Here is a 26,425-nt window from a genome sequence, read left to right as displayed (position 1 = left end):
TTATGTATAAGAGGATTCTTCTGAGCTCTGGAGCCGGTGCAATCATCCTGTCATCGATATCAGTTCTGGTAACGTCCTGACCGATACCGGATATCTGCCCGGCATCGGTCAGGGCTCCTCATTTTTATGCTTTATCCGAAGGCCGAAGGGCTGACTGACACTCTGCAAACAGTCCTTCCGCCGCACGGGTGATACCGGTCATATGCATACAGCCGTGGATCATCCCGTCAAGCTGCGCGAAACGCACTTCCACCCCCTCTTCTTCCAGCCTTTGTGCATAACGCACTCCTTCATCACGCAGGGGATCATACTCGCACACCAGTATCGTCGCCCGCGGTAAACCAGCCAGTGAAACCGCCGTTGCAGGTGCTGCATAAGGATTCTTCGCATCGGCGTCGTCATGCAAATAGCTCTGCCAGCAAAAGTCCATCACCTCGCGGGTCAGCCCGAAACCTTCTCCATACGTATGGCTCGATAGCGTATCCAGTGCGCTATCCAGTGCCGGATAGAGCAGCAACTGGTGAGAGACTGATGGCCCTGCGCGATCTCTTGCCAGCAGACAGACCGCCGCCGCCAGATTACCTCCGGCACTGTCACCGCCGACGCTGATGCGGTGCGGGTCCAGCCCCAGTTCGGCTGCCTGCTGAGCTACCCAACACAGTGCGCTGTACACATCTTCCAGCGGAAGCGGAAATTTATGCTCCGGAGCCAGGCGGTACCCCACGGAAAACATCACGCAGCCCGTGGCTTCGGCCAGTTTTCGGCACGGCGTTTCCCAGGCGTCGGGCGACCCCAGACACCAGCCGCCGCCGTGAACAAACACCATCGCCGGACGCCGGGTGCCGTTCTCCAGACCGGCAGGAATATAGACCCGCACGGGGATCGGATAGCCGTCGGCGGCAGGCAGCGTAAAAGCATGGTCATGACCTTGTGAGGCCGGTTCTCCCTGCTGCGCAATCAACGCGGCATCGGTCGCTGCGCGCAGCTCTGCCAGAGTCAAACCGGCCTCCGCCGCCGTGCTGGCGGCCAGAAAACGGGCAACGCCGATATCAAGCGGCACGGTATGCCTCCTGCGACAAGAAGGGCAGCAGCAAATCGCAGAGCTCTCCGGGGCACTCCTCAGTAATAAAGTGCCCGTAGTCAGCCACTATGGCGCTGTGCAGATCGGTCGCGACCGGCTGCAGGGTCAGGAACGGCGCATCGGCGGTGGCGTGTTCGGCCCCAATCGCCAGCACCGGCATGGCCAGTGGCGTCAGTGCCCGGCGCTGATTTTGCTGCACGGTTTCAGGAATGGCGCGGTAATAATTGAACCCGGCATGGAGTTTTCCCGGCGCCGAATAAGCGCGGATATAAACCTCACTGGCCACCCGCGCGCGGTGCCATGACCACTTGTCGAAGATAAAACTGAGATAGCGCTCTTCGCGCCCTTCGGTCAGCGCTTCCGGCAGATCGGCCAGCTGATTAAACATGAAATGCCAGAGGAAGATGTTCTCCTGCGGCGCGACAAATATCGGCGGCGCGGGGGCCAGCCCAGGGATCACCGCTTCGGTTACAATCAGTTTTTCCACTGCTTGCGGAAAGTCACTGGCGAGTGCATAACCCACCCACATACCAATATCGTGGCCGATCACCGGATAACGCGAATGGCCCAACTGCGTCATCGCCTCATGCAGAACAGCGGCTATATTTCCGGTGTCGTAGCCACCCTCAGGCGCCTGCGAGTCACCGGTGCCCGGCGGGTCAAAGGCAATGGCCTGATACCCCGCCGCCGCCAGCGCCTTCATGACATATCGCCATGTATACCAGGTCTGCGGCCAGCCGGGAATTAACAGTACAGGTGTACCGCAGCCCTGTGAAACGCAGTGGAGCCTGCGCCCGCGGACCAAAAGTGAATGATGATGTTCTTTGAATGACGGTTGCATCGTTTTTCCCTGTAAAAGTGGTTCAGCCAATACCCAGAAGCTGATTGATTTGTGTCTGACTGACCGGCGCGGCGGCAAAATCGTCAAAGACGTTAGCGGTCACCTGAATGATGTGCTCGCGGATAAACGCCGCACCTTCGCGCGCGCCATCCTCTTTATTTTTCAGACAGCACTCCCACTCCAGCGTCGCCCAACCCTGATAATCGTTCTGCGTCAGTTTTGAAAAGATGCTTTTGAAATCGACCTGTCCGTCGCCGGTGGAACGAAAACGCCCCGCGCGGTCATTCCATGACTGGTAACCGCCGTACATTCCCTGACGGCCCGTCGGGGTAAACTCCGCATCTTTAACATGGAACATGCGGATAAAGTCCTGGTAGATATCCAGGTATTCCAGATAGTTAAGCTGTTGCAACACGAAGTGACTCGGATCAAACAGCATTTTGCAGCGTGGGTGATTACGGGTGCGCTCGAGGAACATTTCAAACGTAATACCGTCGTGCAGATCTTCCCCTGGGTGGATTTCGAAACACAGATTAATGCCCTGCTCATCGCAGGCATCCAGCACAGGTAACCAGCGGCGTGACAGTTCGTCGAACGCCGTTTCCACCAACCCTTCAGGGCGTTGCGGGAACGGAAAAATATAGGGCCACGCCAGCGAACCGGAAAACGTGCCCATGTCGGTCAATCCCAGTCGGGCAGAAGCCTTCGCCGCCAGCAGCAACTGCGCATGGGCCCACTGTGTTCTGGCCGCAGAATTACCGCGTAAATGCTCAGGCGCAAAGCCATCGCACAGCGCATCATAAGCCGGATGAACCGCCATCAGTTGACCAAAAATATGGGTAGTCAGTTCGCTGATTGCCAGCCCCTTTGACGCCAACATCCCGGTGAGTTCATCGCAGTAAGTTTGGCTTTCCGCCGCCAGTGTGAGGTCCAGCAAGCGGCTGTCCCACGCCGGAATCTGCAACGCGGCAAAGCCGTTGTCAGCCGCCCAGGTTGCGACAGTGTCTAACCGGTTGAAAGGGAATACGTCGTCGCTAAATTGTGCGAGGTGAAGACTGGGGCCTTTGATGGTTTTCATGCTTGCTCCTATTGTTTGTTGATTGACAAACAATAGGAGCAAGCCGAACATATTGCAAATGGATTTATCGTGTAGTGCACAAAGCGTTAAGGTTTAACCCGGCGAAAGCAGGTGTTACTCACCTGATTTATGTGGAAAAATGCACTCAGATTTTTACTTAACTGTTTAACGGAGTAACGCATGGCGGGCCGTCCTAGAGAATTTGATCGCGAGGCAGCGCTGGTCGCCGCCAGAAATTTATTCTGGCGTCACGGCTACGAAGGCACATCAATGGCGGATCTGGTGGCTGAAATGGGCATCGCGTCGGCGCGGATCTACCACGCCTTTGGCTCAAAGGAGCAACTGTTCAGAGAGGCTGTCGGCAATTATGCCGAAAATGAAGGCGGGTTTGCGGTTGAGGCTCTGCATCAGGCAGATATTGTGGCGGCTATTGAAACCCTGTTTTCGGCGGCAATCGCGCTTTATACCCGCAATATCCAGCCGCTGGGCTGCATGGTAGTCTCTGCCGCCGGAGGGCTGAGCGAAGACAACGCCAGCCTGCGCGAGTGGCTGGCGCAACAACGCCTGCAGCGCACACAGGGAATTATTGACCGTTTTATTCAGGCCGCCGCGAAAGGTGAACTGGCCGCAGAGGCCGACCCGCTGCGCCTTGGGCATTTCTGCGCCGCTTTTCTGCACGGTTTATCGGTGCAGGCCCGCGACGGAGTCAGCCGGCAGGCGCTGACCGATGCTGCCACGCTGGCGCTAGGGCCGCTTAAGAGCAGTCTGCGCCGGGACTGATCATGCGCAATACAGTCGGGTGATCACGCCTTTGTCGTTGGATTCCACATTCAGCCGCTCAGCGCGGTAGTCCATAGTAACGGCCGTATTCGGCGCGATGTGGCGCATCGGTTGTGCAAAACGCATTCCGTCCAGTACCGAGGCAGGTTTACCGATCAGGTAGGTGAAAGAGGCGGCCTGGCAGGTGTCCGGCTGCTGAACACTGGCCGCGTTTTTGGCCGACTCAGCGTGATTCTGACAAGCGGTAAGGGAAAGTACCGCCAGCGCGGCGAGGCAAAGGAAAGTTTTATTCATGGTTAAAAGATCCATCATTTAAAAGGAAAAGTGGACAGTCGGTCTATTCACAGCAGTGATGCCTCTGCTAATCATATCATCTAACAGGATAATTCGCTTCCCATGTACTAGCGAACTAGTCAAACATATACATCCCCACGAATATGCACTATATTGCCGCGCTTAAGGCCAGACCCGCAGGATAATCGCAGGTTTTCTGCCCTCTTACTTTTTGCCTGATCCACAGGCCAATAATGATAAAAGCCACGCGAGGATCCGCACTATGGCGACGCTTGCAGTAAATACTCCGCACCGCTCCGTACTGGGTGGCGCAATGATTATCGGGGGAACTGTCATTGGCGCAGGGATGTTCTCCCTGCCCGTGGTAATGTCGGGCGCCTGGTTTTTCTGGTCAGTGGCGGCACTGGTGTTCACCTGGTTTTGTATGCTGCATTCCGGGCTGATGATCCTCGAAGCCAACCTGAACTACCCGATCGGCTCCAGTTTCAACACCGTCACCCGCGACCTGCTGGGTAACGGCTGGAATATGCTCAACGGCATCACCATCGCTTTCGTGCTCTATATCCTGACCTATGCCTATATCTCGGCCAGCGGCTCGGTGTTGCAGCATACGATGCGCGAGATGTCGGTCGATTTCTCGCCGCGACTCGGCGGCCTGCTGACGGCGCTGGCCGTGGCCTTTATTGTCTGGCTGAGTACCCGTGCGGTAAGCCGCATGACGGCCATCGTGCTGGGCGCGAAAATCATCGCTTTTTTCCTCACGTTCGGCAGTCTGCTGTGGCATATCAAGCCGGTGAGCCTGCTCAACAGCGTGGAACTTAACCCGAGCTACGCGCCCTATGTGCTGGCCACACTGCCATTCTGTCTGGCGTCGTTTGGTTATCACGGCAACGTACCGAGCCTGATGAAGTATTACGGCAAAAACCCGCAGGTGATTAAGAAATGCCTGCTGCTCGGTACGCTGATGGCGCTGGGGCTGTATGTTATCTGGATGCTGGGGACGATGGGCAATATCCCGCGCCCGGCGTTTATTGGCATCGCGCAGCGCGGCGGCAATATTGACGTGCTGGTGCAGTCACTGAGCCAGATCCTCAACAGCGCCGGACTGGATCTGCTGCTGACCGTTTTCTCCAATTTCGCCGTGGCCTGTTCATTCCTCGGCGTGACGCTTGGCCTGTTCGACTATCTGGCTGATCTGTTTAAGTTCGACGACAGCCGGACCGGGCGCTTTAAAACCGCACTCGTGACGTTCATCCCGCCGATCATTGGTGGCGTTATCTACCCCGACGGCTTCATCTACGCCATCGGTTTTGCCGGTCTGGCCGCGACCGTGTGGGCAGTGATCGTCCCGGCACTGATGGCGCGGGCCTCGCGTCGGCGTTTTGGCAGCCCGCACTACCGGGTATGGGGCGGCAATAAGATGATTGTGCTGGTGCTGCTGTTCGGCGCGCTCAATGCCGCCGTGCATATTCTGTCCAGCCTCAATCTGTTGCCGGTTTACCGCTGATGGGTCAGGAAGCGCTGAGAGGCTCACTGATAAAACAGGGTACGGTCATTGAGCAAACCCTGAAAGGGTTGGGCGCGCAGGGGCAGGGGCTGAAGCAGCTGACCCTGTCGGTGGATGACCAGCTAACGCCGGAAGTCCGCGCTGCGCTGCGCCACATCACCCATCTGCGTAACGCCGCGGCCCACGATGCCGATTTCAGCGTAGATGCGCAGAACCGCGCGAAGCTGGAGCAAAACCTGGCGATCGTGAACCGTTTCTTCGCGCAACCGCCGCGAAAAAAGAGGGTTGTGCGCAAAAATGCGCAGTCAGGTCAGCGACGTACTTCGCGCGTCAGGCTGATGGTCCGGCTGTTCTTTATCGCGCTGGTGATGCTGGCGGGGTACTTTTTGTTTACGGGGAATGTATTTCCGGGGAAGTAGTGCGAAAGCCGGCGGCATAATCGCTCAGCAAAGCAACAAAGGCGCGCGCTGCCGCACTGCGGTACGCGTCTTTGCGCTGTAACAGCACTGCCTGCCGCACACTGATGGGTGTCTCCAGCGGGAGCGGGTGCAGCTGGCGGTCAGCGCTGGCGATGGCCTGAGGCAGGATGGTAGCCAACTGCCCGCAACGAACCATATCGATAATCGCGCTGATGGTACTGGCTTCCATTACTACCCGCGGACGTACAGAAATACGCTGATAAAACAGATCGATGAACTGCCTTGTCGCGAAATCCCCATTGAGTAAGACGAGCGGCTGACGCGCAAACACTTCCGGCCCCAGTTTTTCACACCTGCCTGCCAGCGGATGCTCTTTCCCCACCATCAGGTTCAGCGTCTCCTCAAACAGCGGCGTGGAGGCGATCTCCGCCGACTGCACCGGCTCAAACGCAATGCCCAGATCCAGCCGGTCCTGCGCCAGCAAAACCTCGATTTTATCCTGCGTCATTTCACCCAATGCTAAGCGGATCCCCGGATAGCGCCGGTAAAATTCGCCCACCACGGGCGCGGTCAGGTAAGACGTAAACGTCGGTGTCATCGCCAGACGCAGGGTCCCCTGCTGTAAATCTTCGGCGTCATGAATGGCCCTCGCGCCTGCCTGTAAGTCCTGCAACGCCCGTTCGGCAAAATGCTTCCAGGCAACGCCTGCATCCGTCAGCGTCACCGTCCGGCCGGAGCGGTCGAATAACTGCGCGTTCAGCGAGGCTTCAAGTTGTTTAATTTGTTGCGATAACGTGGGTTGGGAGACGTGCAAAACGTCCGCCGCGCGCGTGAAATTCCCCTGCTCAGCCACGGCCAGGAAGTAACGGATGTGTCGTAGCAGCACAAACACCTCACTATTAGTAAAACCAATAGACACCATTATAAATAGGTCTTAGACCCTATAGCTAGTTGCGTTCATCATCTGCCCATCGAAACATCCATGAGTGGAAATGAGTATGAAGGAAATTATTGACGGGATTTTGAAATTCCAGCGCGAGGCCTTTGTCGAGCGCAGCGATTTATTCAAGCAACTGGCGACCCGCCAGAACCCGCGCACACTGTTTATCTCCTGTTCCGACAGCCGTCTGGTACCAGAACTGCTGACCCAGCGTGAGCCCGGCGACCTGTTTGTTATCCGCAATGCGGGCAACATCGTTCCCTCATTCGGCCCTGAGCCGGGCGGCGTCAGTGCTTCGGTGGAGTATGCCGTCGCGGCACTGGGCGTGGAAGATATCGTGATTTGCGGCCATTCCGACTGCGGCGCGATGACCGCTATCGCCACCTGTCAGTGTCTGGATCACATGCCCACCGTCGCCAGCTGGCTGCGCTATGCCGGTGCTGCCCGCAGTATCACGCAGGCCAATGAGTACGCCACTGAGCAGGATCGCGTGAATGCCGTGGTGCGCGAGAACGTGATTGCTCAGTTGACCAACATCAAAACTCATCCTTCGGTTGCCTTGGCGCTTGAACAGGGAAAACTGAAATTGCACGGCTGGGTGTATGACATTGCCAGCGGCGGCGTTGATGCCCTTGACGGTAACACGCGCCGTTTTGTCCCGCTGGCTGCCAACCCACAGGTCACGGCCACGCCTACCGCCACCTGCTTATAACGCTTTAATTAATTGATAACCTAAAGGAATATCTATGACTCAATCACTGCATACCCAGACTTCACGCCAGCATCTGACCGACATCATCATGGATGCCAAAATCCGCAAGAACCTGACCTTTGAAGCGATCACCGAAGGCACCGGCCTGAGCCTGGCCTTCGTGACCGCCGCCCTGCTGGGGCAGCATCCGTTGCCAGAAACGGCCGCCAGAGCGGTAGCCGCCAAACTGGAACTGGATGAAGACGCTGTGCGCCTGCTCCAGACAATCCCGCTGCGCGGCAGCATTCCCGGCGGCGTGCCGACCGACCCGACCCTCTATCGCTTTTACGAGATGGTACAAATCTACGGCTCCACGCTGAAAGCGCTGGTACATGAGCAGTTCGGTGACGGCATCATCAGCGCCATCAACTTCAAACTCGATATCAAAAAAGTGCAGGATCCGGACGGTGGCGAACGTGCCGTGATCACCCTCGACGGGAAATACCTGCCGACCAAACCGTTTTAAGCCCTGACGAACGGCGCACGCCCTTCCAGGCAGTCGTCAATAACCTGTAGCACGCCCTCCTCATGATGCAGGCCCGCCCGGTAACGGGCGACAGCCAGCACAGCAGGCTGGGCGTTTTGCATGGCGAAACCAAATCCGGCGTGTTGCAGCATCTCAAGATCGTTGCCACCGTCGCCAAACGCCACCACATCACTGTCTTCAATGCCGTATATCTGCTGGATTTTCTTCAGCCCGTTGGCTTTATGGTTGCCGGGGATCACCAGATCTACCGAGCCATGACCGCTCGACACCGGTTTGACGATCCCGCCAATATTCTCTTCCACCTGCGCCATCACCCCAGCCAGTTTTTCATGAGGCACTTCCAGTGCAAATTTGAAAATAGGTTCCTTCACGTCAGCATAAGACGCCACCCGGTTTAGGCGGAAATAGTAACGGTTCATCTTTTTAAAGAAGCCCTCGCCGAACTTTTCAAGCATGTAGGCGCCATTTTTGCCGCATACCGTCACGTCGATATCATCAATACCGCTGATAAATTCCAGCACCTGCGCGGTCTGCTCTGCGGGCATGTGCGCGCAGTAGATTTCCTGTTGTTTATCCACCACATAAGCGCCGTTTTCGGCTACGTAGGCGATGTCCGGGTCGAGCGCATCGAAGAAGGTTTTCAGCTGGTAATACTGATTGCCGCTGGCGACCACAAATTTGATGCCACGGCGCTGTAATTCAGCGTACTGGGCAGCAAAGCGCATACGGTTATAGTCGCTGCGGGTGTCAAGAAAAGTGCCATCCATATCCACGGCAATGAGTTTTACGGTCATCGTGACTCCTTAGAAAGACAATGAGAGAGTTGAAGAGTAAAAAAATGCCAGCGCCGTAGCGCCGGCTGGCAATATGCCACTCAGTTTAAATCGTTAATATTTCAGCTTAAACGCGCCCAGCGTGATGATGAGAAACAAGACTGCTACCGCAGAAAATGCCACCGCCAGGCTGGAGAGATGCGCGATATAGCCGATGATCGCCGGCCCCCCGAGTACCCCGAGATAGCCCAGTGTCGCCACCATCGCTACCGACATATTGACCGGCATCACCTTCTCCTGACCTGCGAGAGTGATGAGCACCGGCACGATGTTGGCCGCCCCCGCCCCCACCAGCGCAAAGCCCAGCAGCGAGAGGTTCCAGCCCGGCAGTGCGACCACGATCAGATATCCCATGATGCCCAGAACGCTGCCCAGAATCAGTACCCGCTGGCGGCCGAGTGCGCTGACGACTGCATCTCCGGTCAGGCGCATCAATGACATGGTGATGGCAAATACCGCGAAGCCCCATCCGGCGTGTTCTACCGCCAGAGCACGATCTTGCGTAAGGAATACCCCGCCCCAGTCCAGCACCGCGCCTTCGGCCATAAAGCAAATCATCGCCATCACGGCCATCAGGATCAGCCGGAAATTAGGCCGCGCTTTAGTCGCAGGTTTGGCCGGGCCCGACTCATGGTTACCAAACGGCAGCAGCTCAGTGAAAGACACTCCGGTAATGACCAGCACCAGCACAATGGCTGAAAAGGTACTGGCCAGCGGAGATAAACCGGCCCCGAGCAGCAGCGAACCGCCGCCCGCACCGGCGATGCCACCCACGCTGTAAAGACAGTGAAAGCCGGACATCAGTGGTCTGGCCGACACCTGTTCAATAAGCGAGCCCTGCACATTCATCGCCACATCGGCGAGGCCGATCCCCATGCCAAACAGAAACAGCGCTGCCGCCAGCCAGCGGATATCACTGACGGTCGCCAGCGCAGGAAACAGCAGACAGAACAGCGCGACGGCCGACAGGATAATGGCCCGGCAACCGAAATGGCCGATCAGTCGTCCGGAGCCCAGCATCGCCAGCAATGAACCGCCGCCGAGGCAAAGCAGCAGTAAGCCCAGATCCCCCGCCGCCGCGCCGGTACGCAATTGGGCGTACGGCACCAGCGCCGCCCAAAGCCCCATTGCCAGGCCGGTAACGAAGAAAATCGCGCGGGTGGCGATGCGTTTGCCTTTCGAGTCGGTCAGAGTGGGGGTAAGGCTCAGTGTCATAAACAGGGTTCCCGTGGCGAAAAAAGCCATCCCGGCAGGACCGGAATTACTTATTAAAAGACTTTTAATAAGTACTGACTATACAGATCAGCCTGAAATGAAGTCAAGCATCAGCGGGAAGAAATGCGCAGTGGATCAGAGTTCGAAGGTGAGATGAAAGTTATAGCTTTCGAGCGTGAGTTCGGCGATACCTTGCAGATAATCCTGCTCAATGGAGGAACGGTAAATCAGGGCTGGCAGATGTTGCTCAGGAATGTGGTCCTGGCAATAGCGGCGGATAACAGCCAGATCCTGCGCTTTCAGCTGTGGCCCGGAGAGCGCCACCGTCACCGGATTAATGACCGCCACCAACGTGACAATAATATCGCTCAGCCGCACAGTTATCTGCCCGTCTGCTGGTTGCGCCAGTGGAAGATGTGAAACTTCACCGGCAAAATGGCTGGCCCCCTGTAACACGCGGCCATTGATCACCATACCGCAGCCCGTGCACTCACCTTCCGGTTGCAGCAGATACGCCACCGGCCCCGTTTCCTGCGGGCAGTTGCTGCGGTAAAAACCATAGGCCGTGTAGTTCATGTCATTGCCGACCTGCACAAACAGCCCGAATTTCTCCTGCAATACCTGCACCAGCGCCAGATGCTCAAACAGCGCGATATCACAGGAAGTCACCACACCCTCCACGATCACGCCCGGCAGGCCAATACCCATCGCCTGCAGATTGGGGTAGCGCGAAACAATACTACTGAGGGTGTCAAAAAAATGTGCCAGTGCGAAGGGCTGACAGGCGGTGTCGAGCTGTTCGAGCGCCTCGCCGGTGGCGGAGGTGATGAGTGCTGCGATGCGGGCAGACGCGTTATTACCTTCCACATACAGGCTGAGTACCGAGAAGAAATCCGGATTATAAGCATAACGCTGAGCCGGGCGACCACCGCTTGAGGCATCCAGCGCCAGCGCCAGCACTTCGCCAGTCAGGCAGAGGTCGTTGAGAACGGTGCCACAGGTGGCGACGCTCAGTCCGGTTTGCGCCGACAGATCCGCCTTGGTGGCAGAATTCAGCGCTTTCAACGCATTGACCACCAGCACCACATTGTGTTTTTTCATTTCTCGGGTCGTGCGGGTAACCGGGGTATTCATAGCGCCTCATCAACAGCCATTGATCATTAAGGATATTTAATCACAACACGCGCCAGACACCGCTTTTGGTAGAGCCGTCACGTCGCAGTTTGCCGTTTTCCTGCAACGTCTTAATGTTGCGTTCAACGGTGCGGGGGTTGATCCCCAGCGCCTGCGCCAGCTGAGCAATCGTGATTGACGGAGTGGCCTGAACGGCTGCAAGGATCTTGCTGCCTGTTACTGACAGATTTCCACCATTTTGTACCGGCATTTCTACCGGCATTTCTACCGGCATTTCTACCGGCATTCTAACAACGTCCCGCAACCGGCTGCCCACGCCTTCTCTCAGCGCTGCGGTCAGTTTTTTCAGCATAAACGCGATAAAAGCCGTGCAGTCACTGGCGCGATCACATTCACCTAATACGCGGTAATAGTCCTGTTGTTGATCGTGAATTAAGGTTTCTACCGGCAGCCAGGCCAGTTCAGCGCGCCACTGACTGAGGATCAACGTTTGCCATAACCGGCCCATCCTGCCGTTACCATCGGCAAAAGGATGAATAAACTCGAACTCATAATGGAAGATGGAACTGGCAATCAGCGGGTGGATATCGCTGAGCCGGAGCCATTCCAGCAAATCAGTCACCAGACGGTTAACCTGATTGGCGGGTGGTGCCATATGAATCAACTGTTTCTCGCGATAAACACCCACATTGCCACGGCGAAGTTGCCCCGGAGCATCCACCAGACCACTCATCAACAGACGATGTGCACCCCGTAAATCCGTCAGCCGGTGACACGTCCAGTGGGGAAGTTGCTCATAAGCCTGAATGGCATTACGCACCTCCTGAATATCTTTCGCCGGTGCCAGCACGCGCTTGCCCTCCATGATCGCCGTCACCTGTTCGGTGGAGAGGCTATTATGTTCAATTGCAAGCGACGCCTGAATCGTGCGGATACGGTTTTCTTTGCGCAGCAATGGCGAGGCATGCCCGGCCTGAGCGGCCCAATGACCCAATAGCTCACCCACCTCAACCACGAGATTCAGTATTTCTGGCGTTATGCTGTAAGGGGGTTGATAACCCGCCATTCTGTTCTCCTGCTATCCCTAATCCAAAAATCGCTGACTGTGGTCGGCATCCAGCTTTTGCACGGCATCATAGCGCCCGAACAGTTTATAACGGTTAAGCGCGATGCGGTTGTAGCACATGTCGCGAAATGACGGCGGAAATATCCGCAGCACGCCCATCCAGCGCCACGGCCGCGGCAATCCGCGCATGGCGCGGAAGATGGCTTCAGAGCGCAGGAGTACCTCACCGTTATCGATAAGCACGATGGTATTGATTTTTTCCGCATCCAGCCCCGACCAGCCAAACAGCGCCTGACCTTTTTCCGACTGCACCGGCACCATCCGCACGGTGCGCTGGCGGTCATGGCGGATCAGAAAATTCACCCAGCCGATGCACAACTTGCAGGTGCCATCGAAAATCACGACGCGTTCACCCGGCTGAATATACGGAGGATCACTGCGCACAGGCCCGCTCCGGGATAAAGCGTTTCACTCAGCCACGCCCGAAAATAGCGATCACCGCATCCAGATGCTCTTTCATGGCTTTTTTTGCCGCGCGGGTGTCGCGTGCTTCAAGGGCCGTGAGGATCGCCAGATGTTCCACTTCCGAGCGGTGCGGCATGTCCTGCGGTGTGTAGTGCAGTTGCAGGCCACGAAACATAGTGCCGTAACGGTGTCCCAGCAGGTGAGCAATGATAAATGCATAGGCCGGATTACCACTGGCCTGCGCGATGCGGATATGAAACAGCCGGTCACCGGGGTGTGTCGCCGAGCCTTGCCGGTTATCGCGGCAGTTCTGTTCATATGCCTGTCTGATCGCCGCAAGTTCTTCATCGGACGCGTGACGGGCGGCCAGCGCGGCGGTTTCCGGTTCAATCAGCCGCCGTGTTTGCAGCAGCGAAAACGGCGGCAATTCGGCGGTGAAATCCAGTTCAATATTCAGCTCGTCATCCACGTCAGCCCATTGATTACGCCCTGCGCGCGCCATCACCGGCTCTTTCGACGGGGCCGCCTGTGATACTGGCGGTTCGCAAACAATCACGCCGTTGCCAACACGCACATCCACCAGGCCTATCACCTCCAGCGCAATCAGCGCTTCGCGCACCGACGCCCGGCTGACGTGAAGCTGGCTGGCGAGTTCGCGCTCGGCCGGTAAGCGGCTGCCGGGCGGAAATTCTTTGTTGTCGATCAGGGTTTTCAGTTGATCAGCTATCTGCCTGTAAATTCTCGGATTTTCTAATTTTTTTATCGGCATTGGACACCTGAGCTCTTTTTCAATTAAGTGATTCAGCTTGCATTTATGGGACAAAAATCTTGCTGATTTGTTTTATACATGTAAAAAATTAGTTAAATGAAAAAGCGTTTTAAGTGGAAGTCTGCTGAACATCTTAGCAAAAGAACCTCACTTAACGCGTTTTTTTTCGCAGTCAATGGCCTGACCATTAGACCTAAATCATAAACGTTACCGGGAGTCGTTATGAACCTGACAGGGAAAAAAGTGCTGATCACCGCCGCCGGACAAGGGATCGGTTTTAATACGGCCACCTTATTCGCCAGCCACGGCGCAGAGGTGATCGCCACCGACATCAACATCGATAAGCTGCATGGCATTGCGGGCATCACACCGCGCAAGCTGGACGTCACTGACCCGCAGGCGATTCGGGCCATCGCCGGAGAAGTAGGAGCGCTGGACGTGCTGTTCAACTGTGCTGGCGTGGTGCACAGCGGCGATATCCTGACGTGCAGCGAGCGCGAATGGCAGTTTGCGCTGGATCTCAACGTCACCGCCATGTTCCACACCATCCGCGCGTTTTTACCCGCCATGCTCGAACGTAACAGCGGCTCCATTATCAACATGTCGTCGGTTGCCTCGAGCATCAAAGGTGTGCCGAACCGCTTTGCTTACAGCGCCTCAAAGGCCGCCGTGATCGGGCTGACCCGCTCAGTAGCTGCCGATTACGTTACCCGTGGTATCCGCTGTAACGCCATATGCCCCGGCACGGTCGAATCCCCGTCGCTGCGCCAGCGCATCGCCGCACAGGCCGAAGCCGAAGGTCGCAGCGAGGAAGAGGTTTATAAAACCTTCGTCGCCCGCCAGCCGATTGGGCGCATTGGCAAGACCGAAGAGATCGCCCAACTGGCGCTCTATCTGGCCTCTGATGCCAGTTCATATACCACCGGCACAGTACAAATTATTGACGGTGGCTGGAGCAACTGATCTCCCGCCCCTCTCAGTCTCTTTTTTACAGATAAGGATTTTGACATGAAATTATTACGTTACGGCCCGGCAGGCCATGAACGCCCCGGCCTGCTCGACAGCCACGGCAAACTGCGTGATCTCTCGGCCCACGTCAGCGATATCAGCGGTGAATTTTTGCAGGCTGACACGTTAAACAAGCTGCGCCAGCTCGATACCGCCAGCCTGCCTTTAGTCAGCGGCGAACCACGCCTCGGCGCCTGCGTCGGCAAAGTCGGTAAATTCATCTGCATTGGTCTCAATTATGCTGATCACGCCGCCGAAACCGGCGCGGACATTCCCAAAGAACCGGTGATTTTCAGCAAGTGGACCAGCGCGATTGTCGGGCCGGATGACGACGTGGAGATCCCGCGTGATTCGGTGAAAACCGACTGGGAAGTGGAGCTTGGCGTGGTGATTGGCAAAGGTGGACGTTACATCAGCGAGGCCGACGCCCTGTCCCACGTCGCCGGTTATTGCGTCATTAATGACGTCTCCGAACGTGAATTCCAGATTGAGCGCGGCGGCACCTGGGACAAAGGCAAAGGCTGCGACACCTTCGGCCCGACCGGTCCGTGGCTGGTCACGGCCGATGAAATCCCGGATCCGCATCAGCTCAATCTGTGGCTGGAAGTGGACGGCAAGCGCTATCAGAACGGCAACACCCGCACCATGATTTTCAAAGTACCGGAAATCATCAGCTATCTGAGCCGTTTTATGAGCCTGCAACCGGGCGATATTATCTCCACCGGTACCCCGCCGGGCGTGGGTCTCGGGCAAAAACCGCCGGTCTATCTTAAAGCCGGACAGGTGATGCGTCTGGGTATCGAAGGTCTGGGCGAGCAGCGTCAGAAGACGGTGCAGGCGTAACCCATAATTTACTGATGGAATTCTAGCGATGACAGCAATCACTGCAATGCGTGTTGAAGACGTACGCTTCCCGACGTCACTGGCTCTCGATGGCTCAGATGCGATGAACCCGGACCCCGATTATTCGGCAGCTTATGTGATTTTAGACACCGATAATCCAGCACTCAGCGGCCACGGGCTGACCTTCACCATCGGGCGCGGCAACGAGATTTGCTGCGCGGCGATAAACGCACTGGAACATCTGGTGGTCGGGCGTGACTTAGCGACCATCACCGCCGATATGGGCAAATTCTGGCGTGAATTTACCAGCGACAGTCAGCTGCGCTGGATTGGTCCGGACAAAGGGGCCATTCATCTGGCGACCGGCGCGGTAGTCAATGCGGTGTGGGATTTATGGAGCAAGGCCGCGGGCAAACCGCTGTGGCAGTTGGTGTCAGACATGTCGCCGGAAGAGCTGGTGCGCTGCATCGATTTCCGTTACATCACCGACTGCATTACGCCACAGGAAGCCCTGACCCTGCTGCAACAGCGCAGCGACAACAAAGCCCAGCGCCGGGAGAAACTGCAGGCCGAAGGTTACCCGTGCTACACCACCTCGGCAGGCTGGCTCGGCTACCCGGACGACAAACTGCGCCGCCTGTGTCAGGAAGCCGTCGATGCCGGTTTCGATTACCTGAAACTCAAAGTGGGCCGCGATCTGGAAGACGATATCCGCCGGGTGCGTATCGCCCGCGACGTAATCGGCCCAGACCGCAAACTGATGATTGACGCCAATCAGGTGTGGGAAACTAACGACGCCATTCCGTGGGTCAACGCCCTCGCCTTCGCCAAACCCTGGTTTATCGAAGAGCCCACCAGCCCGGACGACATTGAAGGCCACCGCAAAATCCGTCAGGCCGTGGCACCGGTCAAAGTTGCCACCGGCGAAATGTGCCAGAACCGCATCATGTTCAAGCAGTTCATCATGCGCGAAGCCATCGACGTGGTGCAGATTGACGCCTGCCGCATGGGCGGTGTCAACGAAGTGCTGGCCGTGATGCTGATGGCCGCCAAATACAATCTGCCGGTCTGCCCGCACGCCGGTGGCGTCGGGCTGTGCGAATACGTTCAACACCTATCGATGATCGACTATCTGTGTATCGCCGGTACCCACGAGGGCCGCGTGATTGAGTACGTTGACCATCTTCACGAACACTTTGTGCACCCTTGCGACATTCGCGGCGCTGCCTACATGCCACCGCAGGCGCCGGGTTTCTCTATCGAGATGCATCCGGCCTCGATCGAAAAATACCGTCATCGGGCCTGAAGTTATGACGACAAAATATGCCGGAGAACCTGAATGATGCGCATCGACAGCCACCAGCATTTCTGGCGCTACACGCCACAGGACTACCGCTGGATAAGCGACGACATGGCGGTGCTGAAAGCAGATTTCCTGCCGGAACAACTGCTGAAAACGTTACAACGTCACGATATGCAGGGCAGCATTCTGGTGCAGGCCTGTTCTGATATCGCCGAGACGCAGTGGCTGCTGGACGTTGCGGAGAAAACAGCGTTTGTTCGCGCCGTGACCGGCTGGGTGGATCTCGCCTCCCCGCAGCTCGTTGAGCAACTGGAGACGCGGGCCCATCCGCTGCTGCGCGGGATCCGTCATCAGGTGCAGGATGAACCCTCACCCGCACAGTGGCTGGCGGACTCTGCCGTCAATGCCGGTGTCCGCCATATTCAGCAACACGGTTATGTCTACGAAATACTGGTGACACACCGCCATCTGGCAGACGCCGCGCAGTTTGCCGCACGCCATGACCGCCACGCGCTGGTACTGGATCACTTTGGCAAGCCGGACCTCAGTCAGGGCGCCGCACACTGGGCGAAGCAGATTGCCCCGCTGGCGGCACTGCCCCACGTGAGCTGCAAAATCTCCGGGCTGCTGACCGAGCAGCGAGCGGCGGGCATGACGCTTCACGATCTGCTGCCCTATTTTGAGGTGGTGCTGGAAGCCTTTGGCAGCGAACGGCTGATGTTTGGATCCGACTGGCCGGTCTGTCTGCTGGCCGGGCGTGACGACACCCCTTGGGCATTATGCGAACAGGCCACGGCCGCACTCAGTTCTGACGAGCAGGCAGCCATTTACGGCGGCAATGCCTGCACGGTTTACCGACTACAGGAAACGAGCAATGAATCTGCATCTGCAAAATAACGTGGTGATGGTCACCGGCGGCGGCTCAGGGATCGGGGCCGCCATCTCAATGACGCTGGCAGAAGAAGGCGCTATTCCGGTGATCATCAGCAATACCGAGCCATCCAATGAACTGATGCATCAGCTGCATCAGCATCAGCCGCAGGCCCGTTTTATCCTGACCGAGCTGCGCGATGAGGCCAGTTGTGCCGCCGCCGTCAGCCAGACCCTGAAGCAGTACGGTCGTATCGACGGACTGGTGAATAACGCCGGAGCCAATGACAGCGTGGGGCTGGAAGCCGGGCGTGAAGCCTTTGTCCGCTCACTCGAACAAAACCTGATCCACTACTACATGATGGCGCATCTGAGTTTGGACGCCCTGCGCGCCAACCGTGGTGCCATCGTCAACATCAGCTCGAAAACCGCGCTGACTGGACAGGGTAATACCAGCGGTTATGCCTCGGCCAAAGGCGGGGTACTCGGGTTAACCCGCGAATGGGCCGCCGCCCTGCTCAAAGACGGTATTCGCGTCAACGCGGTGATCCCGGCCGAAGTGATGACGCCCCTGTACGAACGTTGGATAAAAAGCTTCGACCAGCCGGAAGAGAAGCTTAAACAGATCACCTCACATATCCCTCTGGGGCAGCGCATGACCACGCCGCAGGAGATCGCTAACACCGTGGTATTCCTGCTCTCGTCGCGTGCCTCGCACACTACCGGGCAATGGTTGTCGGTTGACGGCGGCTACACCCACCTTGACCGGGCTTTAACATGAGCCGCCGTTTCTGTCAGGCGCTGGATCTGGTCGATGACCCGGCGCTTATCGAAGAGTATCAACAGCATCACCGCCGGATCTGGCCGGAGATCGCCGCGCATCTGCGCCAGTATGGCATTGAGGACATGGAGATCTACCGGCTAGGCAACCGGCTGATAATGGTGATGGAAACCACGGACGATTTCGACGGCGGGCTGTTTGAACAACGCAGTCTGGCGCACCCCAAAGTCGGCGAGTGGGAAGCCCTGATGTGGAAATATCAGCGCCCCACGCCCTGGACACCCGACGGAGAGAAGTGGGTGGAAATGAAACGGATTTTTTCACTGGCTGAACAGCCCTGAAAAGGGGCGTCACTCAGGACATTGTTTTTCACGTTATCTGACATAAAAAACCAGCCGCTTTGCGCTGAAACAAACCCTGCAACAGATACTGAGGAATAGAACATGCTTGCGAACAAAACTGCCGTACCGGCTTATGCCGGGCAGAAAGCGACGTCCGGCCTGAGGCTGGCGTTTATGTTAGTCACCACGCTGTTTTTCCTGTGGGGATTATCCTATGGCCTGCTGGATGTGCTGAATAAGCATTTTCAGGAGGTGCTGCACGTCAATAAGGCCCAGTCGGGTCTGTTACAGGCGGCCTACTTCGGCGCCTATTTCATCATCGCCCTGCCCGCCGGTTTCTTTATGGACCGCTACGGTTATAAAGCCGGGATCCTGGTCGGTTTATGCCTTTACGCGCTGGGTGCACTGCTGTTCGTGCCGGCAGCCGCGGCAGGCAGTTTTGCCATGTTCCTGTTCGCGCTGTTTGTGATAGCTCTCGGTCTGGGCTGTCTGGAAACCGCCGCCAACCCTTACGCCACCGTGCTGGGTGAACCGGCCGGAGCCGAGCGCCGCCTGAACCTCGCACAGTCCTTTAACGGCCTTGGGCAGTTTGTCGGGCCGATTATCGGTGGTTCGTTGTTCTTTAGCGCCACGCAAGGCACCACGGCAGAGGGGCTGGCATCGGTGAAAATCACTTATGTTGCCATTGCCGTACTGGTGCTGCTGATTGCCCTGCTGTTTGGCCGTACCCGTCTGCCGGATATCCGCGAGCAGAGCACTGACGTCGTGGGCGGCGTGGAGAAAGGATTGTGGCAGCACGCACACTTTACCGGCGGCGTGATCGCGCAGTTCTTCTATGTGGCCGCGCAGGTTGGCGTCGGTGCGTTCTTCATCAACTACACCACCGAGCACTGGCATACGCTTTCGAATCAGAATGCTTCTTACCTGCTCTCCATCGGTATGATCAGCTTTATGGTCGGGCGCTTCTTTAGTACCTGGCTGATGGGCCACGTGCGTCCGGCCACGCTGCTGGTGGTGTACGCTCTGATTAATATCATCCTGTGCGCCATTGTTGTGGCGGGAATTGATAATGTCTCGGTGGTAGCACTGGTGGCGGTGTTCTTCTTTATGTCGATCATGTTCCCGACCATTTTTGCAATGGGCGTCAAGAACATGGGCAAACAGACCAAACGCGCCAGTTCGGTGATGATCATGGCGATTGTCGGCGGCGCCATCATGCCGTACCTGATGGGCGCGCTGGCCGATCACTACACCACCGCCGTCTCCTATTCCCTGCCGATGATTTGTTTTGCTGTGGTACTGGTCTATGGTTTACGTCAGAGAGCGCGTTAAGCGCCAGACCCACACCACAGAAAGAAAAAGGGACGCTGAATCAAGATGATCATTTCTGCTTCGACCGATTACCGTGCGGCAGCGCAGCGCAGGCTGCCGCCCTTCCTGTTTCACTACATCGACGGCGGGGCGTACAACGAACACACGCTGCGCCGTAATACTGCCGATCTCGCTGATATCGCTCTGCGTCAGCGCATTTTAAAAAATATGTCTGAACTGAGTACCGCCACCACGCTGTTTGGCGAGGAGCTGGCGATGCCGGTGATCCTCGCCCCTGTCGGTCTGACCGGAATGTACGCAAGGCGGGGTGAAGTACAGGCGGCGCGGGCGGCGGAGAAAAAAGGCATTCCGTTTACGCTCTCCACCGTTTCCGTCTGCCCGATTGAGGAAGTCGCACCGGCCATCCGCCGGCCGATGTGGTTTCAGCTCTATGTGCTGAAAGATCGCGGTTTTATGCGTAATGCGCTGGAGCGCGCGCAGGCGGCGGGCGTCAAAACGCTGGTTTTTACCGTCGATATGCCGGTGCCCGGCGCGCGTTACCGCGATGCACACTCCGGCATGAGCGGCCCGAATGCCGCGGCGCGCCGAATGTTTCAGGCAGTGACGCATCCGCAGTGGGCATGGGACGTCGGCCTGAACGGCAAGCCACACGATCTTGGTAATGTCTCGGCATATCGTGGTAAACCGACTACGCTGGAAGATTACATCGGCTGGCTGGGGACCAATTTCGACCCGTCGATTTCATGGAAAGATTTGGAGTGGATCCGCGAGTTCTGGAAAGGGCCGATGATCATCAAAGGCATTCTGGATCCGGAGGACGCCAAAGACGCGGTGAAGTTTGGTGCTGACGGCATTGTGGTGTCCAACCACGGCGGGCGTCAGTTGGACGGCGTGCTCTCGACCGCCCACGCGCTGCCCGCCATTGCCGACGCGGTGAAAGGCGATATCACGATTTTGGCGGATTCAGGTATCCGCACCGGGCTGGACGTGGTGCGCATGATTGCGCTCGGCGCCGACAGCGTGTTGCTCGGCCGCGCCTTTGTTTATGCGCTGGCCGCCGCCGGTGAAGCCGGGGTGGTGAATCTGCTGGAGTTGATCGAAAAAGAGATGCGGGTAGCCATGACCCTGACCGGCGCGAAGACCATTGGTGATATCAGCCGGGCGTCATTAGTCGCCGGGGGTATTCGCTAATTTCAGGCGAAAAAAAGCCGGTGGGCATTAACACCACCGGCCAGTTTCAATGACTGCGAGCATTGGCGCTTAGCGGGTCAGTGCGACAATCCCGAGCGTAACGGCAGCCACGGCAGCCACACCACCGGCGACAGCGCCTGCGGTATCCCAGTTATCCTGCGTGGTGCCTTTCATGCAGGTATTGGTGTGGACCAGACGCCCTTCTGAGTCGTACACCGGAACGCAAGGAGATTGAGTTGCACACCCGGCAAGCAGGGTGGCTAAAAGCCCGGCGATAATGATTTTGCTCATGGTATTCCCTTCATGGTTACACTCTCTGCAATGGCAGGCTGAGTGATATGGCGCGACTTTACCACTAAACGTCACGCAACATGACAGGTCAATATTTGCAAATTATGTTCATTGTAAAGAAGCCAAAGGCAGACGTGGCAAACCAAGATTTTCCCGGAAGGTATCTCCCTGATAATCCTCATCTAATAGCCCACGTTTACGCAGCTCCGGCAGTAAACCATTTACCAACAGATCTTCCTGATCCGGCTGCCCCAGTCCGTGGAGGGAAATCACGTCCAGCACACCGGCGCGGTAGCGCTGCTCGATGGCGTCGGCCAACTGTTCCGGCGTCCCGGCGGTAAACCAGTGACCGGTCTCCTGCGCCTGAATGATCAGTTCGCGTAGCGTCAGCCCCTGTCCGGCAAAACGGCGGAAGATCTCCGCCCGTCCGCGACGGCGGTTAACCTGCGACACATCGGGCAGCAGCGATGCAGCCAAGGGTTTATCCAGCGGCAGATCGCTCAAGTCCACCTCACCGCCCAGCATATCGGCCAGCTTCAGCCGCCCCTGCTGATAATCAATGCGTTCATGCTTTTCACGCAGCCTGCGGGCCACGTCGGCGTCGTTTTCGCCAATCACCGAATGGAACGAGTTCATCACCAGCGGCAGACTCTCCGCCCGGCCAAAACCGCGCGCCCGCTGATGCAACTGTTCGACAAAGACCACGGCGTCCTCAAAGGTCGGCTGCGAGGTATAAATCACTTCCGCATAGCGAGCGCCCAGCGTGATGCCCTCTTCTGACTGCCCGGCCTGAAATTGCACCGGCCTGCCCTGCGGCGGCACCGGAACATTCAGCGGCCCCTGCACGCGGAAAAAATCGCCGTGATAGTGGATGGGGTGCAGCTTCAGCGGATCAATCTTAGTACCGCCAAAGACGGTGCGCTGCACGGCAGAAGGGTCATTGGCGTCCAGTAGCGCGTTCAGAACCTGAATAAATTCGGTGGCGCGCGCATAGCGCTGGGCCGGATCGGGAAGAGTGATATCGCCAAAATTCTCCTCGCCGACGGAGGACGTCACCGCATTCCAAGCCGCACGACCGCCGCTGACGTGGTCAAGCGTAGCGACCAGTCGGGCCAGATTATAGGGGTGTTGGTAGGTGGTGGAGACGGTGGCAACCAGACCGATGTGTGAGGTCACCTGGCTCAGTGCCGCCAGCGTGATCAGCGGATCCTGACTGCCGGTGCTGCCCGCAAGGCCCGCCGGATCGGCCTGCAACAGGTCGGCGGTAAACAGGCCAGTGATTTTGGCCGCCTCGGCTTTGCGCGCCAGGTCAACTGCGCGTTGTATGCCCGGCAGCGGCCTCTGGTCATTGGCGGCATAGAGGTAACTGCCTGCACCCACCAGTGTTTTCAAGCGTCGTTGATTATTGCCAGCCACAGTGATCCCTTCCCTTATAAGTCAATCTCATAAAGTAATGCGTGAAGGTTTTTATTGGCTACCAAGAAAAAGAGATGAGCTTTTCGTAATAAAACATAAAGACAGGGAGGTTGCCTGAACCTAACCCGCCTTCAAAAAGGACATGAAGGCAGATTAGGATAGGCAGATAGGCGTTAATTACGCTTTGTTTGCTTCAGGTTTGGTGACTTCAGCGAGTTCTTTCTCCAACGAGGCAATGTACTTTTTGACCATTTCTACGTTGTTACCGTTGTTGCGGTTGCCTTTCCAGGAATCTCGCTCTTTGCGGGCTTTGATTAAATCGGACTCAATTTTCTCAACTGTGCGTGTCATCATTTTCTTCCTACTGTTTATGTCACCGGATTGTATGCTTCTTCCTGCATGAAGACGATGATTTTGAGTATCAGCGGGGGAATCAGCAGGGTTTTCGGCTGAAAACTACGCGGGTTTGTAGGAGACATATCCCGCCACGCCACCTGCCCCACCGTCTTTCGGATGATTCATGCCGTCCGTGACGTTGACTGAGGCAAAATCGAAGGGTGAAACGCCTTCGATACAGGCAACATTCACGCCATAAAAGTTAGGGTCAGAGCGGCGCTGGTGAAACGTATAGATGCCGCAGTCCGAGCAGAAGTAATGGGCGGCTTCCTGACTGCCAAACCGATACTCGGTGAGTTTCTCTTTTCCCTTCACGATATCTATACCCCGCGCCGTGACCACCACGGCACCGCGCATACGGCAAAATGAGCAGTTACAGCGCAGAACGGTGTTAAACCCATCGGTCAGTTCAGCATTAAAAACGACAGCACCACAGTGGCACTGCGCGGACGTCTTATCTGACATGGCTATCTCCTGTAAGGTCTGGTTTCCCAGATAGGGTCAAAAGCACAACTTTTACTCTGACATCCTCAACAGGGGTTTATCAATAAAATTAAAACAACTCATGAACCCTGCTCATAAAGCCTATGCATTTATACCCTCTAATGTGATGAATCACTCTGCGTTATGCTTTTCAAACGCTAAAAGAAGAAGGATCACATCGTGCAAACAGTAAAACTGAACAACAATATGCAAAAACGTTATCTCGGTAACTCCGGGCTTGAAGTATCGGCGCTGGGTCTGGGTTGTATGGGACTCAGCCATGGTTACGGACCGGCTACGGATACCCGCCAGGCCGTCGAATTGATTCGCGCGGCCGTCGAGCGCGGCGTGACCTTTTTCGATACCGCCGAAGTGTATGGCCCGTATCTCAACGAAGAGGTGGTCGGCGAAGCCTTAAAACCGTTTCGCGACCGGGTGGTGATCGCCACCAAATTCGGTTTCACCTTTGGCGATGACAATAAGCAGCAGATCTTAAACAGCCGCCCGGAGCATATCCGTGCCGCAGTAGAGGGTTCGCTGCGACGGCTCAAAACGGAGGCTATCGACCTGCTTTATCAACACCGCGTCGATCCTGATGTGCCGATTGAAGACGTCGCGGGCACCGTGAAGGCATTGATCGCCGAAGGAAAGGTCAAACACTTCGGTCTTTCAGAGGCCGGTGTACAGACGATTCGACGGGCACATGCCGTGCAACCTGTTGCAGCGCTGCAAAGTGAATATTCTATGTGGTGGCGCGAACCGGAGCAGGAGATCTTGCCGCTGCTGGAAGAGCTGGGCATTGGGTTTGTGCCATTCAGTCCGTTAGGTAAAGGCTTTTTGACCGGGGCGATAAACGCAAATACTACATTTGGTGAGGATGATTTTCGCAGCAAAGTGCCACGTTTCGCCGCCGAAGCCCGGGAAGCAAATGAAAAGCTGGTGACATTGCTTGCTGACCTGTCCAAAGAGAAAGCCGTGACCTCCGCACAAATTGCGCTGGCTTGGCTGCTGGCACAAAAACCGTGGATCGTGCCTATTCCGGGCACCACGAAACTGCACCGGCTGGAAGAGAACCTGGGTGCCGCGCAAATTACCCTCAGTCAGGATGATTTACGCAAGATCACGCAGGCGCTTGAAACGGTGAAAATCGTTGGAGAACGTTACCCGGCCGCCATGCAGGCGCGCGTCGGCCGCTGATGTGTTGATGAAGCCTGCAACCTTGCTGCGGGCTTCATCATTTTCTATACGCAGAACGTCAGTTCCCCTTCTGACCTGTCGTTCTGCTCTTGCCCAATCGCTGGCTTATCGGCCCGAATTCCGGCGTATTTTGCCGCTGTAAAGTATCGGGTTTTTTGTTATCAATCGCCTGCCAGTATGACCACGGCACTTTGCTTTGCCCCAGTTCATAATCCATCGCGTCCCAGCTGTCTTCGCGGAAACTGTAAAACGCCCAGTGCGCCTGTTTCTTATCCAGCACGCTGAGTACATCCTCCAGATACTGGCGGCATCCCGGCAAGGAGCGGATACACCCGAACTCTCCTGCGACCATCCGGTTTGACGGAACCTGATTCTTTTGGGCCCAGTCGAAGGGCTGTTGCAAATACGCCGCTACCCGTTGTGCATTCCACCTCTCTTTGCCCTGCCCGAACGGCACCACACCGGGATACTGATAGGGTTTTGCGCGCTTTAAATTCGGCCCGCTGGTCGCGGCATAAGGTTCATACATATGAAAACTGTAGAGCACGCGCTGATCGGCCAACGCCTGAGGCCAGTAGCTGAAACCGTCGGCCGCACCGTACCAGCCGCCGTCAACCATGATCGGCGTCAGCGGGTCGACCTCACGAATCGCCTTAATCAGCATCTGGTAGAACGCCGGTAAATCCCGCGCCGAGCCCTTTTGTAGCTGATACCAGTGCTGCATGTCGACCAGACTGGTATGCTCCGGCAGACCGCCCATTTTCTCCGGTGCCGGTTCGTTGATCAGGTTATAGGCCGCCACGGCAGGGTGATCTTTCAGTACTTTCGCCAGATCACGCCAGAACGCCGCACTTTGCAACCAATAGGCTTTGTCCTGCCACAGACGGTCGTCAAATTTGCCACCGTTATTTTGCGACCAGCGCATCCCCGGCAGGGAAAGCGGCGTGATAACCACTTTCAGCCCGGCAGCCTGCGCCCGGTCCAGCGTGGCTTGCAGCGTCGCCAGATCCTGCGGAACCAGCCCCTGATAATGGTCGGCATTGCCGAGCAGAAAATCCCGCTGAGCCGGCTGCCATTTGTCATAAGAGAGCCGCACCCAACTGGCGCCGTAGCCGCGCAGTGCGTCGAAATAAGCGTGATCGGGTGGCAACCGGTTAAAACTGTTGCCGCCATACCGGGGCGTATTCCAGAACGCGATTTCATCGGCCGCGCGCACCGGGCCACTTACTATCCCAAGCAGCAGGGCGGCCAGGCAGAGTTGTTCAGACAGGATTTTCAGGGTCATAACGTCGCTCTTATCAGTGAGTTGAGGA

30 protein-coding genes are annotated in these 26,425 nt (G+C 56.8%); 14 read left to right on the top strand and 16 right to left on the bottom strand.

The window, feature by feature from the left end:
* Nucleotides 1–124: 124 nt before the first annotated feature.
* The 3 genes from ACZRKO_RS20220 to ACZRKO_RS20210 are packed head-to-tail and all read right to left on the bottom strand — an operon-like array spanning nucleotide 125 to nucleotide 3,000.
* Nucleotides 125–1,060, bottom strand: a complete 936-nt coding sequence (locus ACZRKO_RS20220) for an alpha/beta hydrolase (protein ID WP_463739025.1) — start codon at nucleotides 1,058–1,060, stop codon at nucleotides 125–127.
* Nucleotides 1,050–1,922, bottom strand: coding sequence for an alpha/beta fold hydrolase (locus ACZRKO_RS20215; protein ID WP_463739024.1), 873 nt, complete (start codon nucleotides 1,920–1,922; stop codon nucleotides 1,050–1,052). Before ACZRKO_RS20215 ends, ACZRKO_RS20220 begins: the two co-directional genes overlap by 11 nt.
* Nucleotides 1,923–1,944: 22 nt before the next feature.
* Entirely contained in the window at nucleotides 1,945–3,000 is a 1,056-nt protein-coding gene (locus ACZRKO_RS20210; protein ID WP_463739023.1) for a sugar phosphate isomerase/epimerase family protein, read from the bottom strand.
* Between the two features lie 180 nt (nucleotides 3,001–3,180).
* On the opposite strand from ACZRKO_RS20210, the gene ACZRKO_RS20205 reads away from it, so the two are divergent.
* Nucleotides 3,181–3,780 carry a TetR/AcrR family transcriptional regulator gene (locus ACZRKO_RS20205; protein ID WP_463739022.1) on the top strand — a complete coding sequence of 200 codons (600 nt, stop codon included), beginning with the start codon at nucleotides 3,181–3,183 and terminating at the stop codon, nucleotides 3,778–3,780.
* On the opposite strand, the gene ACZRKO_RS20200 is transcribed toward ACZRKO_RS20205, so the two are convergent.
* Nucleotides 3,781–4,074: an I78 family peptidase inhibitor gene (locus tag ACZRKO_RS20200; protein WP_463739021.1), complete on the bottom strand. Its 294-nt coding sequence runs from the start codon at nucleotides 4,072–4,074 to the stop codon at nucleotides 3,781–3,783. It lies immediately after the preceding gene.
* A gap of 262 nt (nucleotides 4,075–4,336) precedes the next feature.
* On the opposite strand from ACZRKO_RS20200, the gene mtr reads away from it, so the two are divergent.
* Together mtr and ACZRKO_RS20190 are read left to right on the top strand one after the other, a co-directional pair.
* Nucleotides 4,337–5,581: a tryptophan permease gene (gene mtr, locus ACZRKO_RS20195; protein WP_463739020.1), complete on the top strand. Its 1,245-nt coding sequence runs from the start codon at nucleotides 4,337–4,339 to the stop codon at nucleotides 5,579–5,581.
* On the top strand, nucleotides 5,581–6,000 hold the full coding sequence (locus ACZRKO_RS20190) for a hypothetical protein (protein ID WP_463739019.1): 420 nt from the start codon (nucleotides 5,581–5,583) through the stop codon (nucleotides 5,998–6,000). Before mtr ends, ACZRKO_RS20190 begins: the two co-directional genes overlap by 1 nt.
* Here ACZRKO_RS20190 and cynR read toward each other — a convergent pair.
* Complete coding sequence (gene cynR, locus ACZRKO_RS20185; RefSeq protein ID WP_463739018.1) at nucleotides 5,972–6,886, bottom strand: transcriptional regulator CynR; 915 nt, start codon at nucleotides 6,884–6,886, stop codon at nucleotides 5,972–5,974. The two genes, ACZRKO_RS20190 and cynR, sit on opposite strands and share 29 nt — an antisense overlap.
* Before the next feature lie 112 nt (nucleotides 6,887–6,998).
* Between cynR and ACZRKO_RS20180 the strand changes: the two genes are divergently transcribed.
* Both ACZRKO_RS20180 and cynS read left to right on the top strand, forming a co-directional pair.
* Nucleotides 6,999–7,652, top strand: coding sequence for a carbonic anhydrase (locus ACZRKO_RS20180; protein WP_463739017.1), 654 nt, complete (start codon nucleotides 6,999–7,001; stop codon nucleotides 7,650–7,652).
* Between the two features lie 34 nt (nucleotides 7,653–7,686).
* Nucleotides 7,687–8,157 carry a cyanase gene (cynS, locus tag ACZRKO_RS20175; protein WP_463739016.1) on the top strand — a complete coding sequence of 157 codons (471 nt, stop codon included), beginning with the start codon at nucleotides 7,687–7,689 and terminating at the stop codon, nucleotides 8,155–8,157.
* Here the strand turns inward: cynS and ACZRKO_RS20170 are convergent.
* From ACZRKO_RS20170 to ACZRKO_RS20145, 6 genes are all read right to left on the bottom strand, one after another.
* Nucleotides 8,154–8,972 carry a Cof-type HAD-IIB family hydrolase gene (locus ACZRKO_RS20170; protein WP_463739015.1) on the bottom strand — a complete coding sequence of 273 codons (819 nt, stop codon included), beginning with the start codon at nucleotides 8,970–8,972 and terminating at the stop codon, nucleotides 8,154–8,156. The two genes, cynS and ACZRKO_RS20170, sit on opposite strands and share 4 nt — an antisense overlap.
* A 93-nt stretch (nucleotides 8,973–9,065) precedes the next feature.
* Entirely contained in the window at nucleotides 9,066–10,226 is a 1,161-nt protein-coding gene (locus tag ACZRKO_RS20165; protein WP_463739014.1) for an MFS transporter, read from the bottom strand.
* 135 nt (nucleotides 10,227–10,361) lie between these two features.
* Nucleotides 10,362–11,360 carry an ROK family protein gene (locus ACZRKO_RS20160; protein WP_463739013.1) on the bottom strand — a complete coding sequence of 333 codons (999 nt, stop codon included), beginning with the start codon at nucleotides 11,358–11,360 and terminating at the stop codon, nucleotides 10,362–10,364.
* A gap of 40 nt (nucleotides 11,361–11,400) precedes the next feature.
* Nucleotides 11,401–12,426 (bottom strand): Fic family protein, encoded by a 1,026-nt coding sequence (locus ACZRKO_RS20155; RefSeq protein ID WP_463739012.1) that lies wholly within the window; start codon nucleotides 12,424–12,426, stop codon nucleotides 11,401–11,403.
* Nucleotides 12,427–12,444: 18 nt separating this feature from the next.
* Complete coding sequence (locus ACZRKO_RS20150) at nucleotides 12,445–12,870, bottom strand: thiol-disulfide oxidoreductase DCC family protein (protein ID WP_463739011.1); 426 nt, start codon at nucleotides 12,868–12,870, stop codon at nucleotides 12,445–12,447.
* A 28-nt stretch (nucleotides 12,871–12,898) separates the two neighbouring features.
* On the bottom strand, nucleotides 12,899–13,660 hold the full coding sequence (locus ACZRKO_RS20145; protein WP_463739010.1) for a FadR/GntR family transcriptional regulator: 762 nt from the start codon (nucleotides 13,658–13,660) through the stop codon (nucleotides 12,899–12,901).
* Between the two features lie 222 nt (nucleotides 13,661–13,882).
* Here ACZRKO_RS20145 and ACZRKO_RS20140 point away from each other — a divergent pair, with 222 nt between their 5' ends.
* The 8 genes from ACZRKO_RS20140 to lldD all read left to right on the top strand — a co-directional run bounded on the left by ACZRKO_RS20140 (nucleotide 13,883) and on the right by lldD (nucleotide 21,329).
* Complete coding sequence (locus ACZRKO_RS20140) at nucleotides 13,883–14,623, top strand: SDR family oxidoreductase (RefSeq protein ID WP_463739009.1); 741 nt, start codon at nucleotides 13,883–13,885, stop codon at nucleotides 14,621–14,623.
* Nucleotides 14,624–14,668: 45 nt separating this feature from the next.
* Nucleotides 14,669–15,511 (top strand): ureidoglycolate lyase, encoded by an 843-nt coding sequence (locus ACZRKO_RS20135; RefSeq protein WP_463739008.1) that lies wholly within the window; start codon nucleotides 14,669–14,671, stop codon nucleotides 15,509–15,511.
* 28 nt (nucleotides 15,512–15,539) lie between these two features.
* Entirely contained in the window at nucleotides 15,540–16,817 is a 1,278-nt protein-coding gene (locus tag ACZRKO_RS20130) for an L-fuconate dehydratase (protein WP_463739007.1), read from the top strand.
* A 33-nt stretch (nucleotides 16,818–16,850) separates the two neighbouring features.
* Nucleotides 16,851–17,711: an amidohydrolase family protein gene (locus tag ACZRKO_RS20125; RefSeq protein WP_463739006.1), complete on the top strand. Its 861-nt coding sequence runs from the start codon at nucleotides 16,851–16,853 to the stop codon at nucleotides 17,709–17,711.
* Nucleotides 17,689–18,465: an L-fucose dehydrogenase gene (locus tag ACZRKO_RS20120; protein WP_463739005.1), complete on the top strand. Its 777-nt coding sequence runs from the start codon at nucleotides 17,689–17,691 to the stop codon at nucleotides 18,463–18,465. The genes ACZRKO_RS20125 and ACZRKO_RS20120 overlap by 23 nt, the downstream gene beginning before the upstream one ends.
* Nucleotides 18,462–18,806, top strand: a complete 345-nt coding sequence (locus ACZRKO_RS20115) for an L-rhamnose mutarotase (protein ID WP_463739004.1) — start codon at nucleotides 18,462–18,464, stop codon at nucleotides 18,804–18,806. Before ACZRKO_RS20120 ends, ACZRKO_RS20115 begins: the two co-directional genes overlap by 4 nt.
* A gap of 102 nt (nucleotides 18,807–18,908) precedes the next feature.
* Nucleotides 18,909–20,138: an L-fucose:H+ symporter permease gene (fucP, locus tag ACZRKO_RS20110; protein WP_463739003.1), complete on the top strand. Its 1,230-nt coding sequence runs from the start codon at nucleotides 18,909–18,911 to the stop codon at nucleotides 20,136–20,138.
* A gap of 45 nt (nucleotides 20,139–20,183) precedes the next feature.
* On the top strand, nucleotides 20,184–21,329 hold the full coding sequence (gene lldD, locus ACZRKO_RS20105) for an FMN-dependent L-lactate dehydrogenase LldD (protein ID WP_463739002.1): 1,146 nt from the start codon (nucleotides 20,184–20,186) through the stop codon (nucleotides 21,327–21,329).
* Between the two features lie 69 nt (nucleotides 21,330–21,398).
* Here lldD and ACZRKO_RS20100 read toward each other — a convergent pair whose 3' ends face one another.
* The 4 genes from ACZRKO_RS20100 to ACZRKO_RS20085 all read right to left on the bottom strand — a co-directional run bounded on the left by ACZRKO_RS20100 (nucleotide 21,399) and on the right by ACZRKO_RS20085 (nucleotide 23,897).
* Nucleotides 21,399–21,620 (bottom strand): hypothetical protein, encoded by a 222-nt coding sequence (locus ACZRKO_RS20100; protein WP_140474330.1) that lies wholly within the window; start codon nucleotides 21,618–21,620, stop codon nucleotides 21,399–21,401.
* A 108-nt stretch (nucleotides 21,621–21,728) separates the two neighbouring features.
* The gene (locus ACZRKO_RS20095) at nucleotides 21,729–23,036 is read right to left on the bottom strand and encodes an NtaA/DmoA family FMN-dependent monooxygenase (protein ID WP_463739001.1); all 1,308 of its coding nucleotides are present in this window, start codon (nucleotides 23,034–23,036) and stop codon (nucleotides 21,729–21,731) included.
* 177 nt (nucleotides 23,037–23,213) lie between these two features.
* A complete protein-coding gene (locus tag ACZRKO_RS20090; protein ID WP_463739000.1) occupies nucleotides 23,214–23,390 on the bottom strand; it encodes a hypothetical protein in 177 nt (58 codons plus the stop codon).
* A gap of 102 nt (nucleotides 23,391–23,492) precedes the next feature.
* On the bottom strand, nucleotides 23,493–23,897 hold the full coding sequence (locus tag ACZRKO_RS20085; protein WP_463738999.1) for a GFA family protein: 405 nt from the start codon (nucleotides 23,895–23,897) through the stop codon (nucleotides 23,493–23,495).
* 225 nt (nucleotides 23,898–24,122) lie between these two features.
* On the opposite strand from ACZRKO_RS20085, the gene ACZRKO_RS20080 reads away from it, so the two are divergent.
* On the top strand, nucleotides 24,123–25,112 hold the full coding sequence (locus ACZRKO_RS20080) for an aldo/keto reductase (protein ID WP_463739053.1): 990 nt from the start codon (nucleotides 24,123–24,125) through the stop codon (nucleotides 25,110–25,112).
* 58 nt (nucleotides 25,113–25,170) lie between these two features.
* Here the strand turns inward: ACZRKO_RS20080 and ACZRKO_RS20075 are convergent, their stop codons facing one another.
* Complete coding sequence (locus ACZRKO_RS20075) at nucleotides 25,171–26,397, bottom strand: glycoside hydrolase family 5 protein (RefSeq protein WP_463738998.1); 1,227 nt, start codon at nucleotides 26,395–26,397, stop codon at nucleotides 25,171–25,173.
* Between the last annotated feature and the right edge of the window lie 28 nt (nucleotides 26,398–26,425).

This window comes from Ewingella sp. C233, from assembly GCF_055407225.1.
This window is presented reverse-complemented; position numbering and strand designations above follow the sequence as displayed.